Consider the following 16,400-nt stretch of genomic DNA (forward strand, 5'->3'; position numbering starts at 1 on the left):
AAGGCTGGATTAAGTTAAAATGGGTAAAAATTTCGAGATTAAAAGGAATCCAAGGTGAATTCAAAAAATGGGTGGTTCCTTACCAATTGGTTGATGCATGGCCGGGGTCCCGCAGGAAATCTTTTAGTTCTCTCCCCGCGCCGCACTGGTCTTAGACCGGTCGTCAGCCAGATCACAAATAATCGGCAAACCAACCTCACAATTATGAGAGACAAAACACGGAAGAATATCCTCAGACCGAAAGAATACTTTTCCTATCCCTCGGACCCGTCTTTCGATTCCGATAAATACAAGCGTCTCCGCCATCTATTGGTATTTTTAATCTTTCTACTTGAGCTCAGATTATTGTTACACTTATAATTTAGTTCTCTTGAGCGAAGAGAAGCGTAGCGAAAAGGACCGCGTACTCCTGAGGAGCAATTCTGGCGAGGCATAATTCGGGCGAGGCGCAATTCGGGGCGAAGAGGACCTCGTGCTGTTGCACTTGCAATGCAACTCCCAGAAAATCTCCGATTTCCTGTGCTCCCGAAGCGAAACTCGGGAAGCGAAACTCGGGAAGCGAAACTCGGGAAGCGAAAATTGAAATGAAAATTAAAAAATGAGATTCTGTTTTTTAAGTTCAGTTTTCAGTTTTTTCCCAGTATTCCTCAGCTTCCTCTTCCATTTCTTCCAGCCTGTCATAATAGTCCGGAAATTCATTAAGATGAGCCAGGGTAATCTTTCCTGTCATTATGGGGTCGTCGTTTGTAACGTTTGTAGCGGGGTCTCTTGTCCCGTGTTCAAGCTCCACGTCCATGCCTCTGCGGAACTGGTCAACATCGAATTTATCCCAGGTTAGTCCCAGTTTTTCCCCGACTGCTTTTGCTTCTTCAGCGGTAAAACTTTTGGTTGTCAACATTATCACTCCAGTTAATGGTTTGATATGTTTTTGTACTTAAGGTTTGTCCTGAAAAATGTCTCTTTTTTTATTTTTCCTTTCACAGGAGGGTTTTATTCTTAGTAAAAAGGCATTTCCTGTCATTAAAGGATACATCCTGCCATTATATTTATCATCTAGATGAATACATAAATCAGAGAGCGACACATGTCAGAAAAAGACTCTTTGTTTATAAGACGCACCATTGAACTTTCCTTAGAAAGTATAAAAAGAGGGGGAGGGCCTTTTGGTGCCGTGATAACGAAAAATGGGGACATAGTTTCGGAAAGCTGCAACCAGGTTACCGTACTTAATGATCCGACTGCCCATGCCGAAATAGGTGCTATAAGACAGGCAGCCCGGAAACTGAATACCTTTGATCTTAGCGGATGTAATATCTATATTTCCTGCGAGCCCTGTCCTATGTGCTTTGGGGCCATCTACTGGGCAAGGATAGATAAAGTTTTCTTTGCCAACACAAGGTCTGATGCTGAAAATATCGGCTTTGATGATTCCTTCATATATGAGGAAATTTCACGCCCTCTTCAGGAACGAAAAATCGAGTTCAAACAGCTTCTGCGGGAAGAAGCCCTTGAAGCTTTCAGAGCATGGGAAGAATCTGAGAATAAGGTGGAATACTGAGCCTGTCTGAACATAAAAACGGGCTTAACTTCTCTTTTTAGATCAATACGAAAATTTACTCGATATAAAAAGCCTTATGGATAAAACCTCATTTGAACCCTATTTTCTCTTGTTTTTCATTTCGTATGGGGGCTTTATCTTAATTTTTTATAAGTAGGCAAACTCATTTCTTTCATTAGAACGTAACTATTAAATGGGGTATTAAATTTAATTTGGGAAAGTTTCTGTTTTGGTACATATCTTATGCGCTTCTGGATAACTTTCTCACAACAGCATTAAACTTTAAATGTGTTGCAGTACTTATTTAGTTCAGACAAAATCTTATGAGGGGTTTCGGGGAATATGCCTGGAGATAAAAACAAATACATCCGCTGGTTTGAAGAGACTACGATCGAGGATGTCCCGCTGGTTGGCGGGAAGAATGCTTCCATAGGGGAGATGTACAGGGAACTCACTTCAAAAGGGGTGAAAATCCCTAACGGCTTTTCAGTTACTTCTGATGCTTACTGGCACATGCTGAAGGAAGGGGGGATTCTGGAAAAGCTTAAAAAAACAATGGAAGGGCTTGATACTTCGGATGTATCCGAGCTTTCAAAGAGGGGAAAGGCTGCAAGAGACCTGATTCTTGGTGCGGGAATTCCTGACGACCTGTGGGAGGAGATTAAAGATGCTTATGACCGCCTCTGCGAGCAGTACGGAGAGGATACGGACGTAGCTGTAAGGAGCTCGGCAACGGCTGAGGACCTGCCAACTGCTTCCTTTGCGGGGCAGCAGGAGACTTACCTCAATATCCGTGGCTATCCTGGGCTCCGGGATGCCTGTATACGCTGTTTCGCCTCTCTTTTTACGGATAGGGCTATTTCCTACCGCGTAACCAACGGTTTCGACCACTTCAAGGTAGCCCTTTCCATAGGTATTATGAAGATGGTCAGGTCTGACCTGGCTTCAAGCGGCGTGATTTTTACTCTTGATACGGAAACAGGTTTCAGAGATGTCGTTTTCATTACCGGGGCATACGGACTTGGAGAGAATATCGTGCAGGGGCAGGTTAACCCCGATGAGTTCTATGTCTTCAAGCCTGCTTTCCGAGCAGGGTATAAACCAATTATCCAGAAGAAGATCGGAAGCAAAGAAATCAAGATGATCTATGGCAGGGGTGACTCAAAAGTACTCACGCGAAATGTGGAGGTCCCTGAGGCTGACAGGCAGCGCTTCTGTATCAATGATGAAGAAGTGCTCAAACTTGCCGGGTATGCAATCGATATCGAAGACCATTATTCTAACAAGTATAGGGAATCCAGGCCCATGGACATCGAATGGGCAAAGGACGGCATAACAGGGGAAATCTTCATAGTGCAGGCAAGGCCCGAAACCGTCCAGTCCCAGAGAGAAAAGGATGTTCTGGAAACCTATGTCCTTGAAGAGAAGTCAGAAGTCCTTGCAAAAGGCAGGAGCGTTGGAGATAAGATCGCCTCAGGAAAAGCCCGTGTGATCCCTGATGTCTCTGACCTGCCCTCTTTCAGGCCCGGTGAGATCCTGATTGCTGATACAACCACACCCGACTGGGAGCCGGTTATGAAAACTGCGGCTGCAATTGTCACAAACAAGGGAGGTCGGACCTGTCATGCGGCTATTGTCAGCCGGGAACTCGGAATCCCTGCAGTTGTCGGAGCTGAAAATGCGACTGAAGTCCTTGAGACAGGCAGGGAAATTACTGTGAGCTGTGCCGAGGGAGAAGATGGGCTTGTATACGCAGGCATCCTCCCCTTCCATAAAGATACCCTGAGCCTGAAAGACCTTGAACGCCCCGAAACCGAGATTATGATGAACCTTGGAAACCCGGACAGCGCTTTTGCTTTTTCCATGATCCCTAATGACGGGATAGGGCTTGCAAGGCTCGAGTTCATAATCACAAGCTATATCAAAGTTCATCCAATGGCGCTTGTGCACCCGGAAAAGGTCAAAGCTCCGGGAGAGATCCGGGAGATCGAAAAACTGACACGGGGGTATGCGAAAAAGGAAGATTATTTTGTCGAACAGCTTGCCAGAGGCGTCGGGATGATTGCTGCAGCTTTTTACCCTAAACCTGTCGTGGTCAGGATGAGCGATTTCAAAACCAATGAATATGCAAGCCTTGTTGGGGGCAGCTATTTTGAAATGGAAGAAAATAATCCCATGATAGGGTTCAGAGGGGCTTCCCGCTACTTTGATGAGCGTTACAGGGAGGGCTTTGCCCTTGAGTGCAGGGCTATGAAAAAGGTCAGGGGGGAAATGGGACTTACAAACCTCATTCTTATGATCCCCTTCTGCCGGACCGTTGAGGAAGCGAAGAAAGTCATTGTAGAGATGGAACAAAACGGACTCAGGCGCGGAGAAAATGGGCTTCAAGTCTACGTTATGTGCGAAATTCCGAATAACGTCCTGCTTGTCGATGAGTTCAGTGAATTCTTTGATGGCTTTTCCATAGGCTCAAATGATCTGACTCAGCTGACCCTCGGGGTTGATCGTGATTCCGAACTGCTTGCCGCAGAATTCGATGAGCGAGATCCGGGAGTCATGAAAATTATGTCAATGGCAGTGCAGGGGGCAAAACGTAACGGAAGGCACAGCGGGATCTGCGGTCAGGCTCCAAGTGATTTCCCTGAGATTGCAGAATTTCTGGTAAGAGAGGGAATCGATTCAATTTCCCTTAATCCGGACTCTGTTATGAAAATCACCCTTAAGGTCCTCGAAACTGAAAAAGAGCTCAGAAGGCGCTGAAATAACTTCCTGGGGGTTTGTCAACTCTCTTTTTATGAGGCTGGCCAAATTTCAACCGGGAATTGGCAGTTGCGGTTTATCTGCGGCTGCCTATGAATCTCTGTACGTGTTTGCAGAATATAACTATACCTGCATCGAAAATCTCATACTGCTGGAGAATCTATATATGTAATGCAGTAAATATACATATTGAGTGTGAAAAATCTAAAGGAAGCAATTAATTATGGAGAAAATAAACAGAACACAAACTATAGGGGATAAAAAAGAGCCAGGTCATACGCTTTTTTTAAAAAGATGTCCTGAATGTCATTCCGAACTCGAAAACGATCTTTTCAGAGGTTTTCAATACTGTACTGTGTGCGGATACTGGACAAGAAAAGAAACTGCAAGGCTTGAACCACTGATGATTCTGGAGTGAGTTTGGATATGTTTGATTTCCCTTCAAAATGTGTCAGGTGCGGCACACCCCTTAAAAAACAGATAATTGGATCGAATAATTTTTACTACTGCAGAAAATGCGGATCCACATCCTCAGTTATATCTTCGGTTACATCTGTCGATGCATCCGCTCAATATGCAGTTCAGGAAATAGCCCACATTTAAGTCAATATTAAGCGAATAACTGATTTTCAAGGCTAAACGGATATCAACGTACCTGCAGGCGGAAGATAATGTAGAGATAGTTGATATCTGAACTGTGAATCTTAAAACAAATCTCAAGCAAACCTGGCTCTGATCTAATCGCTATATACATTTCAGGCCAGGTGTCTATTTTTGACTTACTCTTTTGTCTTCCGGGCAATTCTGTGTTTACCGGCGCTGGCATTATTCCGAAAGAGCCCGAAATGGGATCACAAGATTTTGATTTTATTTGAACAGCCTGATAGTTTATGCTTTTTGAAATTAAAAGTTTCAGATCAGGATTTTTCTAACTTCCTCTGGAGCTTCTCATGAATTTATGGGGAAAAATTCATTCAGGCTATTTTTTTCGTTACTTTCTCAAGCCGCTTCGTTGCATCCGTGTCGTCTGAATAAACTTTTTCCTACAGTTTTCCCATCTTTTTTGCGAGCTCTGGAGTTGTTCTGCTCCTCTGGTTCGGTACATTTCTTATATTTGCCTACAAAAAACTTTCGTAGAGAATATTGTCATGGTGAAAGAAGCTGAAAAATGGGTAGAGGTTCTTTTGAAGAAAAAGATACATTGCAGGATTTAAGATGCATGCAAAACAAGGCAGAAGCAAAAAAAGTTATACTTTTAGACCGTAGGATTTATGATCACGAATATTGAATACCTTACTATTTTCAAAGAAGTAATTCTTCAGCCCTCAGAATTTTTCAAAAAAATGCCCAAAAATGAGAGTTATTTTGATCCTTTAATTTTTGCAGGCATATGTTAGGAATTCCTGTATTCATCTTTCAAATAGGTGGAATGAGCCATTTTGTTGCTATTTACACTGGTTTCGTCTTTGGTCTTGTTTTAATGCTTTTCGTGTCCAGTGTTATCTTTCATATTTTATGGAAAGCAGTGGGTGGTACAGCCAGTTTCAAAAATACTTTCCAAATTGTGGCTTATTCAAGCGCCCTTGTTTTATTTACTGCCATCCCAATAGATCTTCTCAGCCTGATAATTATCCCGTATACGATGTATCTGCGGACAAGAGGAGGGCAGTTTGTTCATAATCTCAGTACGGGAAGGTCGGCAGCTGTTGCAATAACTGTAGGAATTTATCAATTAATTGAAGGTACTATCATACTAGAATTGATGGGCTTATTTTGAGGAAACTTAATCATCAGGCTCCAAAGAAATCCAGAGAAAGGGCCTGAAAGAGTAAGAAAAAAGAGAAGCTTCTCAGGTAGGGTTACTCAACAGGAACAGAGCTAAAGAAATTCAACCCGCTTTTTTGGATTTTGGATCCTTTAGCTAAGAATAGGAGACTACAGTAAAAATTGATCTCTTATATTAGTTCTCAACTAACCGTTTCTCCTGCTCAACAAGGGAACTCTTGAATGATTGGGCTACTGCCCCTAACGTAAACCCTATCCAGTAATTCCAGGAGGAGCTTTCCAGCAAATAGTCCACGACGAATAAACCTGCTATAAAAATACTTATGTATATCAGAGAATGTTTGGCGCTAGCATTCATACATATCACCTTGATGTTTAAGAAATCAGGAAATTTCAGGCCATATCAGTAGAAACAGTCCGATTGTCATCGCTGCAATAGGAAGAAGTACGGCCACCGCAGACCTCTTCATACTGATATTATGGACGTGTCTCCCTCCTACGATTTGCAAATAAGGGGTATAAAGGCTTGAGTGCAAAAGGGGCACAGCTTCAAATATCCCGGGAGCTCCGGCGTAGGCAACCAGCCGGAAAGTTCCCTGATAGCTGCCTTTTCCTCCGACCAGCCTGAATAAAACATGGAGTATTGCCCCGAAGACAAAATTCAACAAGACTATACCGATCACTAAAAAGGACATGAAAAATAAAAAAGAAACGTTTCCGGCTTCCCATATTACGTTCATGCGAGGGTCAAACACCCTGCCTACCGTGGCTGCAAGTACGCCAGCAATTAACGCATTCATAATCGTGAACATAATGGGATCGGCAAAACCACCTTTTTCAGGCATTTCCCGGAAAAAGCTGGAAGGTTTAAAAACTACCTTTTTCCATGTCTCGATGTAACCCATTCGGCAACCAACCTTATTTTATAAAGCAGTTATTTGCCTCCATTAAGATCGGAAGCAATACAAAACATCAATTGATTTTATTAGGCCAATTGATCTAATAACAAAGTATCCTAAAATTATTTAAACGTTGCATATACAAAACTATAAAAGATTAAAAAAATTAAACTTAAAATTTAAATAATTTTATTTTTCAAAATATAGTAATAATAGAATATAAAAAACCAAATTAATTTATAAAATTTCCTGGGGAACGCCTTTCAAAAAGAGGGTCGCTGAGAAGAATCTTGAACCTGTAGAGAACCTGTCGAAAAAAAATCAAAACAGGTTACGACCAGGAAACGAACGGAATGCTTCACTGGCAACTCAGGCTCCATAAGTTTCAACCCTGCAGCTGCAAATGTTTTTCCTGTCCGATCTTCTTATTCTGTTTTTTATTTCCTAACCTCTTTCCTCTTTTTTCTGGATTCCAATCGAAAAACTAAGTTTTAAGTAACCTGAACAGAATAACCTGAAAAGAAAAAGGTGTATGAGTTTTAAATTCAATAAGCAGCATTAACCTCAAAAATTGCATAAACCTGAAAGCAGCATTAACCTCAAAAATTGCATAAACCTGAAAGCAGCATTAATACCAGAAACCCTCTCTGTTTGATCCCTATGGTTGAAAAAGAAATAGACTCTTTATGCAGTCAGTATGGCCTGAAGCCGACAAATCTCTCGGACCTTATGTTAAAGGTCAATTTTCCCGACCCGGACCTGGAGTACGGCTTTACTGGAGAAGAAAATTCCCTTTATCTCCCTCTTTACCAGGAACTGAGTGCAGCCAGTTCTCTCCCCGGAGAAGGCGATTTTCGGGTTTACATCCAGCTTGTTCTCGATCCCGATAAGGTAAGTTCTGAGTACCTTGCGGACTTTTTCAACAATCCTCTCGGCCTGAAAATCCGGAAGGCCTGGGAAGCGAGAGGCTTTATCCTGAGACCCGAAACCCGGGAACCTGAAGCGCCGGTTTCGGTACCCTCTTTGGTAAATTCCCTAAACGATACAGCCTCATCCGCTCATTTTTCAGGAGGGTCCGGATTCGCAGAAGTCTCTTCCCTTACGGCAGGTGAAATCGCATTTGAAAGCAAGGCTTCGGTTGAGAACATGTGCGAGGAAACCGGTGAGAGCGCTTCTGTACTTTCAGGTACAGCTGTCCCCCTCTTTTCCGCAGTTTCATCTCTTCCGAATGTTGATCTCAATTCTCTTACACATAGCAAACTCTATCTTCCTGACCTGCAGGTCCAGCTTGAGGTCCTTAAAATCAAAAATCTCACAAAAGAACTTATTTCTCAGCTAGGTGTGTTCGAGTGCAGGCTTTCAACCTATCCCAAGAGCATAACCCATATCCGCAAGAAGCTCGAACTTATCCGGGAGGTAGTGAAGCTTGCAAATGATTCCGACTACATTCTGGAGCTGATCCGGCGGGGGGAGAGCAAAAAACTTGAGTTCAAATCCACACTGCGGATGAACCTTATTACCGGAAAGCCTGACTGGAATATAGAACATACCGTCATGAAGACAATTGTTGCTTACCTGAACACCGATGGCGGCATTCTTCTCGTCGGCGTCTCTAACAGCGGGGAAGTCCTGGGAATAAGAAATGATGGTTTCCCGAACGAGGACAGGTTCCTCCTGCATTTCAAACAGCTCATAAAGCAGCACATAGGCCTCAATTACGCTTCCATGATAGAGTATACCCTTGTGCCTGTAAACGGCAAAAATATCCTGGAAATCGACTGTAAAAAAAGTGACGAAGCTGTTTTCCTCAAACCGAACCGGAATGACGAAGAGTTTTATATCCGTATAGGTCCATCAAGCGAAAGACTCACAGGCAGTAAACTGATAGAATACGTGAACCGGCGATATAATGGAAAACCGGGTTGATCAACTCTGCCTGATAATCTGACCTGATTATCCTATCTGACCATCCTGCCCGATTACATGGTATGTGCTGGAATTTTGAAGGTTCAAGAACTCGGAGTAATAGTTTAGTTTAAGAGTTTTGAACTCTCAAACCTGAAGGTTTCAAATTACCCGCCCGAATATATTTATTATTCCCGTAGCAGTCAGGTCCACTGCAAGAGCCGCAAGTAGAAGCCCCATCAGCCTTGTAAAGACAAGCATCCCGTTATACCCTATAAACTTGTGGATTCTCCTTGAAAAGAGGAAGATAAATAGACAAAGTATGAATGTAGATATAATCGATATAAGAACGATTGCTTTTTGTTGAACGCCGTCTGCCACCCCCATAAGGACAATTACTGTGCTGATCGTACCCGGCCCTGTAAGGAGCGGAAGGCCGATCGGAAAGACCCAGATATCTTCACGTTCCTGGGACTGACTGATTTCTTCTTCAGTAATGCTCTCCCTTGAGACTTTTGCATGCATCATGTCAAATGCAATACTAAAAAGCAGGAGTCCTCCGGCAACCCTAAGTGAGTCTACACTGATGCTGAATAACTTGAGTATCATGCTTCCGGTAATTGCAAAAGATAGGGCAATTATACACGCAAGCGCCACTGCTTTTTTTGCTACATCATTTTTTTCTTTGCGTGTCATCTTGCTTGTCAGGGAGATAAAAGTTACAACTCCGCTGATAGGGCTTACAACCACAAAAATGGATGAGAACACATAGATGAAAAACCCGAGGTTTTCGTTTACCATTTTTTTTCTCCCGCCCTTTTACAGATCTCCAGGTTTTGCGTATAATTTTGTCATCCTTATAATATTTACCTTTTGAATTTTGTTGATTTTTTGTATTTGTATTTTTTGTATTTGGTTATCTTAAAGTCGAAATATAAAATTTAAATTATGTAACTGAATATCCTGAATCTGGACATCCTGAATTTAAAGTTTCCTAGAAAGTCTTAGTTCACGATACTTTGATGAAGAAGTAAGAAGATAACTCTCTATCAGGAGACGCTCTATAATATCATGTGACGGCTCTATATCATGTGACTCTATAGATCGGACTCTATATTATGGGGGACTCTATATTACAGGATAACTCCTTGATGCTGCTTGTAATCCCTGAGTAGCAGATAATAGTTTCCAAGTTATATAAGCAAAGGCAGTGATTCTTATGACCGGGGAAAAAATTGATAGAAAAATCTTTGAAGAGCTTAATTTCATAAAGAAGCAGCTTGCAGAAATAAAAGAGCATATGGTAGATATAGATGCCCTGCTCACCGCAGAAGAAAAAGAGCTTGTTTTCAGAAGTTTTGAAAATGAGGCAAGAGGAAGGCTTGTACCATTAAAGAAGCTTGAAGAAATGAGGCTCTGAAATGTTCGAAGTTTTTTTTGATCTTCCTGCACAGGATTTTATGAAGAAGGTAGATGAGAGTACGCATTCCCGTGTCAAGGAAGTACTTGAAGAGCTTTCTTTTGATCCAGTCCCACAGGGCGCAAAAAGAATAATCGAAAGCCAGGAAAAAATATTCCGATTTCGGTCCAGGCATTTAAGGCTGCTTTATAGAATAGATTATGAAAAATTAACCCTTGTAGTGATTACAATAGAACCCCTGAGTCGCATGTACCGTTGAATTGATAGTAAGGGTTTTTACTGGCAATTCCTTCTTCTGTCTACCTTCCTTTTACTGCTTCTTCGATTGTACAAATTACTCTGCTGGCTTTCCGGCTTTCTCTTTTTATACCGTCCCGCAATTGATAAAATTAATTTTTATAAGAACGATTTTTGTATAATTAGAATTATAATAAATAATTAATGGTTAAAAATACTTAATTTAAGAGTTGTAAGATGATTTGCGAACTACATCCACAGTAAATCGTATTTATTGGAAAAATTTCAGTTATGGGGGGTCTTGTATTGAAAACTGAACCGGAAAGTGAAATTGGAAGTGAGATTACATCTTCCAGGACATCTCTGGGTTTAAAAGAAAATATAGAGGGGTTTTTATGTTATACTCTTACCTGGTTAACAGGCCTGATTTTCTTTGTACTTGAGACTAAAAATAGATTCGTTAGATTTCATGCAATGCAATCTTTTCTGACCTTTACGATTCTCTCAATAGTGCTCAGTGCCCTGCAAACCTTTTTCGGGGTTGATAAATTTATCGATTATTTCCTAATTAATCTCAACCCGCCACTGCTTCCTTACCTTTTCCTTCACAATCCTGTCGCAATTTATGACCAGTTGATAGATGGCCTGCTGGTTCTAAGCCTGATTCCATTTTTGCTCTGGCTTTTCCTGATGTATACAGCATATAAGGGAATGAGATATAGACTGCCGATAATAGGGGATCTTGCAGAAAAAATAGTTGGAAATGTGTATAATCCATAATTTCCTGATGAAAAATGCTTCCTTTACCCTGAAAACCGCTATTCAATCATAGATAAAGACTTAATCCCAAAACCAATTTCATCTCAAATAAACAAGAGTCTCAGAACTATTTTTTCACGATCAGAAACTACATTGATGATTCTGAATCCGAGATTCAGAGAAGCATTTTGGGTTTTGGGATCAGCTCGTTTATCTATCATTTTTCTTTTCTCCTGCTGTGTATACCAAGTATCACATCCATACCTCCTATACACGCCCACATCATAGCTATAGCTATATGGGAAAGTATCCACCGATAAAATATGCAATAATAAAACCAATTGCTGCAATATAACTCAACGAGGCAATCACGAACCATATGTTTATTTTCGTCTTATTTCTCTCCAAATTACTGTTTATCATTCTTTCATAATTTTTAAGCATATTACTCTCAAGAATTTATTACAAGAGATAGATTGTTCAATCCTAAAAATTATTTCTCTTTAAGCTTCCTTATCTTGGTGATGAGCCCCTATCCCATCTCCATATTCAGTGCAGATAATGCTAATAATTTCGATGTTGAAAAATATGTTACAAGCTTAAGGATCTATCATGCCTTGTTTACGCCAAAGGAATGGCCTCCTAACCAAATTTAATATTAATTGAGAATTAGGTATTTTCTCCCAATTCTGTGAAAAAGTAAAAATAAGAACCTATTTGTTGTGTTAAAGAAAAAAATAGGCTGAATTGTCTGGAATTTACAGGTTTTTCTACGCACTGCCTAATAAAATTTGTGTTTTGTTCACAGGAACTAAGTGAGAAAATGGAAAAAAGACATTTTTATATCTTAAATAATGAAATTCGTATTCCTGCCATCCTTTGGGGAAAGCAGAGTGAAAAGCTGTTAATTGAAGTTCACGGTAACCTTTCTAATAAAGAGGATACCGTAATTTCCGTGATGGCACAAAATGCCGTTAAAAAAGGTTACCAGGTGTTAAGTTTTGACCTGCCTATGCATGGTGAACGTTTAGATGAAGAATATGCGTGTATTCCCGAAAATTGCGTAAGTGATTTGACCATTGTTTATGAATTTGCAAAGTCTCTTGCCCCTGACATTTATTTGTTTGCGTGTAGCATGGGAGCCTATTTCAGTTTGCTTGCTTATCATGGCTTTGACATAGAGCAAAGTTTATTTCTCTCGCCCGTTGTCAATATGGAACGTATCATATGCAATATGATGGAAGGCTTTCAGGTGAGTGAAGAAAGACTAAAAGCTGAGCTTGAAATCCGGTTGCCGATCGGACAGATATTGGAATGGAACTATTATTGCTATGTGAAAGAAAACCCTATTTGTTTTGAATGGAAAGTACCTACTGCCATTTTGTACGGTTCGGACGATAATCTATCTGAATGGGACGAAATTTCAGCATTTGCAACAAGATATCAAGCAAAAGTTAAAGTTCTCGAGCACGGTGAGCATTACTTCCATACGGAAGAGCAACTGCAGGTGTTTGACATATGGGCAGATGAGAATTTGCTGTAATACAGGCTAATTAGAATTTTACAGAAATTTCGGTACGTTTTCAGTTGAATTATCCTGGGGATGAGTCTCTACCTCACCCCCATATTCGTGTAATAACGCGAATAACTTTCGATTTCCAAAAAAATATGCTTTTTAGGCTTAGGGATCCCGCAGCGCCTTATTAACGCTGAAGTTCCTGCGCTCCTCGAGGGTCTTTCGGTTCTTGTCGATCTTCTCCTTCGCAAGCTTCGTGACAAGCTCGATATCTGCTTGACCTTCCCAATTGGCTTCGTCTCAAACATACCCGCAGCTACTGCTTTTGACTAGATATCATTCCCCATTCTGGTGCGGATGAGGACCGTAAACCAGCTGTCCGGGCTCCCGACCAGACCTGTCCAAATTCCAGGAGAATGATTATAAATATAATTATTACAAAAATAATCATTATGCAATTCTACAACCGGCAGAAAGAGCTTAAACTTATGGAACTGCCCGATCAAGGGAAACCATCTTTTCTCGTCATAACTCAGCTGCAGTGATATTGGGATACTAAGCCGGAAGGTTGTAGAATTTTTCTAATAGTAGAAAATGGGAAAACAACTATTTTTGCAATTATCTTACTGAAGTTTTTCTGATACCGCAGGACCATACCTTTATTAAGCATAGTCCTTTCGAGCTTTGCGAACAGCAGCCAGGCCTTTCCAATCTTCTATGTCGAGCTCCGGCTTTTCGGTTCGATATTTCGCATACAATGCTATTCCCACAGGGTCTTCAAGGATAGCGACTTTGACGCCCTTCTCGCGTAGCATCTGTTCATTGCCTGAAGCGTTCGTAACATCGCCCACTACTACGCGGTCGAACTGGCGCATATATATTAATGTGGCGCAAACGTCACAGGGGCTGAGGGTTGTGAAAATCGTAGTTTTGCTGAAGTCCTGCCGTCCCGCATCGCGTATGGCAGACGTTTCACCGTGGTTGTAAGGGTCGTTATCCTGCACAAGCATATTGTGCCCTTTGCCGACAATCCGGTGTGTATTGTTATCAATGATGACGCCACCGATTGGGCAGCCGCCCTCATCATAACTTTTTTGCGCAAGTAAAACTGCTATACGCATAATATTGCGGTCGCTCAGTTTAACGAAGAATTTATCTTCAACTATTGCAGGAAGACTTTTCGTGGGCAAGTGTGCGATGACATTAAGCGCCTCTTCCGTAACGGGCGTGTCTTTTGTAATGAAGTATTTCATAAGCTCCCCTTTTCAAATCATGCTTGTATTATTTTGGTATAGTTAAAATATTTAAAATTTTAATTTTAATACTGCCTATTGTATGAAGCCAAATCAACAGTTTAAAGTAAATTCCTGTAAATCATTATAAACTTTTTTATTTATACATATGAATAACAAATTTACCTAACTTCAATTTTCATGGCTAAGCCATTTTTTTTATTTGAGACAAAAGAGAAATCGAACTTATCTGGAACGGAAAAAATAGTGAAGTGTGAAATTATGTGTTGCCTTGTCAAAAATAGAGAATGTAGGTGAACTCAGGTCCGAGAAAAACATAAAGCACAATCAACACTCTTTGACTTCTATATGGACAGTAAGGGACGTTAACTCAAAGGCTGGACAAATAAACTAATTTGGAGTGATAACAAACTGATAATAAGCAGTTTGAAAACAAACTGACAATTAGCAATTTGAAAATGACCTCATTAGAAAAGAAATAGAGCAATAGTGGAATAAAATTAATTTGTATTGATCCACCATTTGTGTTGGTGCCGATTTTTCAATGAAAATATAAATACAGAAAACATAGCTCTTTCGCTATTAGCTGGAATTGATTTGATATCAGGAAGAATTCATTATAAAGTATTTGAAAGGCATAGAAGCTGAGAATTCACATAATTCCTTAAAGAACTTGAATTAATTTATCCAAAAGAAAAATCAAAATTCTTATGAATAATCACGAAATACATACCTCAGTAGAAACTCAAGAACCTGGAAAATGCTCCTGATAAATTTGAATTTGTATTCACACCCAAACATGCTTCGTGGTTGAATATAATTGAAAGTTTTTTCAGTAAAATGACAAGAAGAATGTTGAGAGGAATAGGAGTGGACTCAGTAAACGAATTAAGGGAAAGAATCAGTCGATATATAAACCAGATTAATGAAGAACCAGTCACTTTTGCCTTGAAACATTAAGTTGAAGAAAGGGACGGAATGCCTAGAGGAATTATAATCTAAAAGAAAAAGGAATTAATTAGAAATCGGTAATCAAGAATTAGATCATGGGGAGTGAGGTTTATGGATATTAAAATAAAATACATTGTTTCAGACCTTAATGGGACTCTTGTGGATGCTATGCCAATTTACACCAGAGTTTTCTGCGATGTAGTGAAACAATATACAGGAATTGAATCACCTAACGTAGCTGCATATTCCATCGCCGCAACAGGCACACCGTGGGATGAACAGTTTTCTCATATTTTGGAATACCACAAACTGCCTAAAGATGCAGTACCAAAACTGATGGACGAATTCTGTAACATTATTTATAGTGAAACATATTCAATGTTTCCGAAAGCAGAAGAGCTTTTAAAATTATTCAAAGCCAAAGACTACAAGGTGTTCATCACTTCTGGTAGTGGTACCGGACCAATGATGAAGCGTCTTTATGAAGCTGGTATTCTCCCTTACATTGATTGTTTATTAGGATTCGATATTTATAAAAAAGGCCCAAAGCATATTGAAATGCTCGCTGAAAAAGAAGGTTTATCTTTAAAACAGTTTGCATTGCAGTCAGTCTATTTCGGGGACGGACCGGGTGATATGCGACTTGCTAAGAACGCAGGACTTTTCGCTATAGGAGTGGCTCAGACGGTAGATCCAGAGATTCTAAAAGAAGCCGGTGCTGATCTGGTGCTTGCAAAAATCGGCGATGCACTGGAAATGGACTGGGAGAAGATGGAGATAAGGATCTGAGAATCATTTTATTAACAATCCATGACAGCAACCTTTTACATAAAATGTTGTTCTTTCTCTGTTTCTCTCTATAGGTCAATCTCAGGCTCATTTTTGGCTACGAATGAAGTTACTCGATTTTGAAAAAAGGTCATAATTTCACAACAACTTTTAGGCTCTTCGTTGTTTTATATGGATTGAAAAGAATTTTCCAGTTAAGAAGTGATAAAGCCTTTTTCAACAGGACGCACTACTACATCCCTGGCTGGGAAATTCCAAAGTTCAGGCCTGAACACTTTATGGACAAGTAAGGATTCATAGTTGACTGTATTTCAGGATTCTTCCGGGAAATGAGGAAGCGATCCTACGCCGACAATATAAACAGGTTCTTTAAACTCGGAAACAACCTGAACCAGCGTGATGTGATTGCCGTTAAAAAGACCTTCTCAGGCCTTATGAAACTCATCTACCCGGATGAGAATATCACCAGAGAACAGGCACAGGAGATCCTTGAATACGCTCTCGTAGGTCGAAGGCGTGTGAAAGAGCAGTTGAAAAAAATAGGAGGAATCGAGTTCTTTGATGTGAA

The 16,400-nt window shown here is 40.5% G+C and carries 16 protein-coding genes and 1 pseudogene; 12 read left to right on the forward strand and 5 right to left on the reverse strand.

The window, feature by feature from the left end:
• Positions 1-619: 619 nt before the first annotated feature.
• Positions 620-898: a DUF5661 family protein gene (locus ACZ5A8_RS09570; RefSeq protein WP_464533580.1), complete on the reverse strand. Its 279-nt coding sequence runs from the start codon at positions 896-898 to the stop codon at positions 620-622.
• Between the two features lie 186 nt (positions 899-1,084).
• Here ACZ5A8_RS09570 and ACZ5A8_RS09575 point away from each other — a divergent pair, with 186 nt between their 5' ends.
• From ACZ5A8_RS09575 to ACZ5A8_RS09590, 4 genes are all read left to right on the forward strand, one after another.
• Entirely contained in the window at positions 1,085-1,558 is a 474-nt protein-coding gene (locus ACZ5A8_RS09575) for a nucleoside deaminase (RefSeq protein ID WP_464533581.1), read from the forward strand.
• 342 nt (positions 1,559-1,900) lie between these two features.
• Positions 1,901-4,318: a phosphoenolpyruvate synthase gene (gene ppsA, locus ACZ5A8_RS09580; protein ID WP_464533582.1), complete on the forward strand. Its 2,418-nt coding sequence runs from the start codon at positions 1,901-1,903 to the stop codon at positions 4,316-4,318.
• A 223-nt stretch (positions 4,319-4,541) separates the two neighbouring features.
• The gene (locus tag ACZ5A8_RS09585; RefSeq protein ID WP_322222829.1) at positions 4,542-4,736 is read left to right on the forward strand and encodes a hypothetical protein; all 195 of its coding nucleotides are present in this window, start codon (positions 4,542-4,544) and stop codon (positions 4,734-4,736) included.
• 972 nt (positions 4,737-5,708) lie between these two features.
• A complete protein-coding gene (locus ACZ5A8_RS09590; protein ID WP_464533584.1) occupies positions 5,709-6,095 on the forward strand; it encodes a YIP1 family protein in 387 nt (128 codons plus the stop codon).
• Positions 6,096-6,278: 183 nt separating this feature from the next.
• Here the strand turns inward: ACZ5A8_RS09590 and ACZ5A8_RS09595 are convergent, their stop codons facing one another.
• Together ACZ5A8_RS09595 and ACZ5A8_RS09600 are read right to left on the reverse strand one after the other, a co-directional pair.
• Complete coding sequence (locus ACZ5A8_RS09595) at positions 6,279-6,461, reverse strand: hypothetical protein (protein WP_464533586.1); 183 nt, start codon at positions 6,459-6,461, stop codon at positions 6,279-6,281.
• Between the two features lie 25 nt (positions 6,462-6,486).
• Positions 6,487-7,008, reverse strand: coding sequence for a YIP1 family protein (locus ACZ5A8_RS09600; protein WP_464533588.1), 522 nt, complete (start codon positions 7,006-7,008; stop codon positions 6,487-6,489).
• Positions 7,009-7,608: 600 nt separating this feature from the next.
• Here ACZ5A8_RS09600 and ACZ5A8_RS09605 point away from each other — a divergent pair.
• Positions 7,609-8,928 carry an AlbA family DNA-binding domain-containing protein gene (locus ACZ5A8_RS09605; protein ID WP_464533589.1) on the forward strand — a complete coding sequence of 440 codons (1,320 nt, stop codon included), beginning with the start codon at positions 7,609-7,611 and terminating at the stop codon, positions 8,926-8,928.
• 141 nt (positions 8,929-9,069) lie between these two features.
• On the opposite strand, the gene ACZ5A8_RS09610 is transcribed toward ACZ5A8_RS09605, so the two are convergent.
• The gene (locus ACZ5A8_RS09610) at positions 9,070-9,708 is read right to left on the reverse strand and encodes a MarC family protein (RefSeq protein ID WP_322222492.1); all 639 of its coding nucleotides are present in this window, start codon (positions 9,706-9,708) and stop codon (positions 9,070-9,072) included.
• 418 nt (positions 9,709-10,126) lie between these two features.
• Here ACZ5A8_RS09610 and ACZ5A8_RS09615 point away from each other — a divergent pair, with 418 nt between their 5' ends.
• The 4 genes from ACZ5A8_RS09615 to ACZ5A8_RS09630 all read left to right on the forward strand — a co-directional run bounded on the left by ACZ5A8_RS09615 (position 10,127) and on the right by ACZ5A8_RS09630 (position 12,866).
• On the forward strand, positions 10,127-10,327 hold the full coding sequence (locus tag ACZ5A8_RS09615) for a hypothetical protein (protein ID WP_229392152.1): 201 nt from the start codon (positions 10,127-10,129) through the stop codon (positions 10,325-10,327).
• A gap of 1 nt (position 10,328) precedes the next feature.
• A complete protein-coding gene (locus ACZ5A8_RS09620) occupies positions 10,329-10,586 on the forward strand; it encodes a type II toxin-antitoxin system RelE family toxin (protein WP_464533591.1) in 258 nt (85 codons plus the stop codon).
• A 284-nt stretch (positions 10,587-10,870) separates the two neighbouring features.
• A complete protein-coding gene (locus ACZ5A8_RS09625) occupies positions 10,871-11,344 on the forward strand; it encodes a DUF4870 domain-containing protein (protein WP_229392146.1) in 474 nt (157 codons plus the stop codon).
• Positions 11,345-12,146: 802 nt separating this feature from the next.
• Positions 12,147-12,866 (forward strand): alpha/beta hydrolase, encoded by a 720-nt coding sequence (locus ACZ5A8_RS09630; RefSeq protein ID WP_464533593.1) that lies wholly within the window; start codon positions 12,147-12,149, stop codon positions 12,864-12,866.
• A gap of 635 nt (positions 12,867-13,501) precedes the next feature.
• Here ACZ5A8_RS09630 and ACZ5A8_RS09635 read toward each other — a convergent pair.
• Positions 13,502-14,092, reverse strand: a complete 591-nt coding sequence (locus ACZ5A8_RS09635) for a nucleoside deaminase (protein WP_464533595.1) — start codon at positions 14,090-14,092, stop codon at positions 13,502-13,504.
• 753 nt (positions 14,093-14,845) lie between these two features.
• On the opposite strand from ACZ5A8_RS09635, the gene ACZ5A8_RS09640 reads away from it, so the two are divergent.
• The 3 genes and pseudogenes from ACZ5A8_RS09640 to ACZ5A8_RS09650 all read left to right on the forward strand — a co-directional run.
• A complete protein-coding gene (locus ACZ5A8_RS09640; RefSeq protein ID WP_464534085.1) occupies positions 14,846-15,052 on the forward strand; it encodes a transposase in 207 nt (68 codons plus the stop codon).
• A gap of 102 nt (positions 15,053-15,154) precedes the next feature.
• Positions 15,155-15,832, forward strand: coding sequence for an HAD family hydrolase (locus ACZ5A8_RS09645; protein ID WP_464533596.1), 678 nt, complete (start codon positions 15,155-15,157; stop codon positions 15,830-15,832).
• 176 nt (positions 15,833-16,008) lie between these two features.
• Positions 16,009-16,395, forward strand: a pseudogene (locus ACZ5A8_RS09650) (BREX system Lon protease-like protein BrxL); the annotation flags it as partial.
• Positions 16,396-16,400 lie beyond the last annotated feature (5 nt).

The organism is Methanosarcina subterranea (assembly GCF_055385895.1).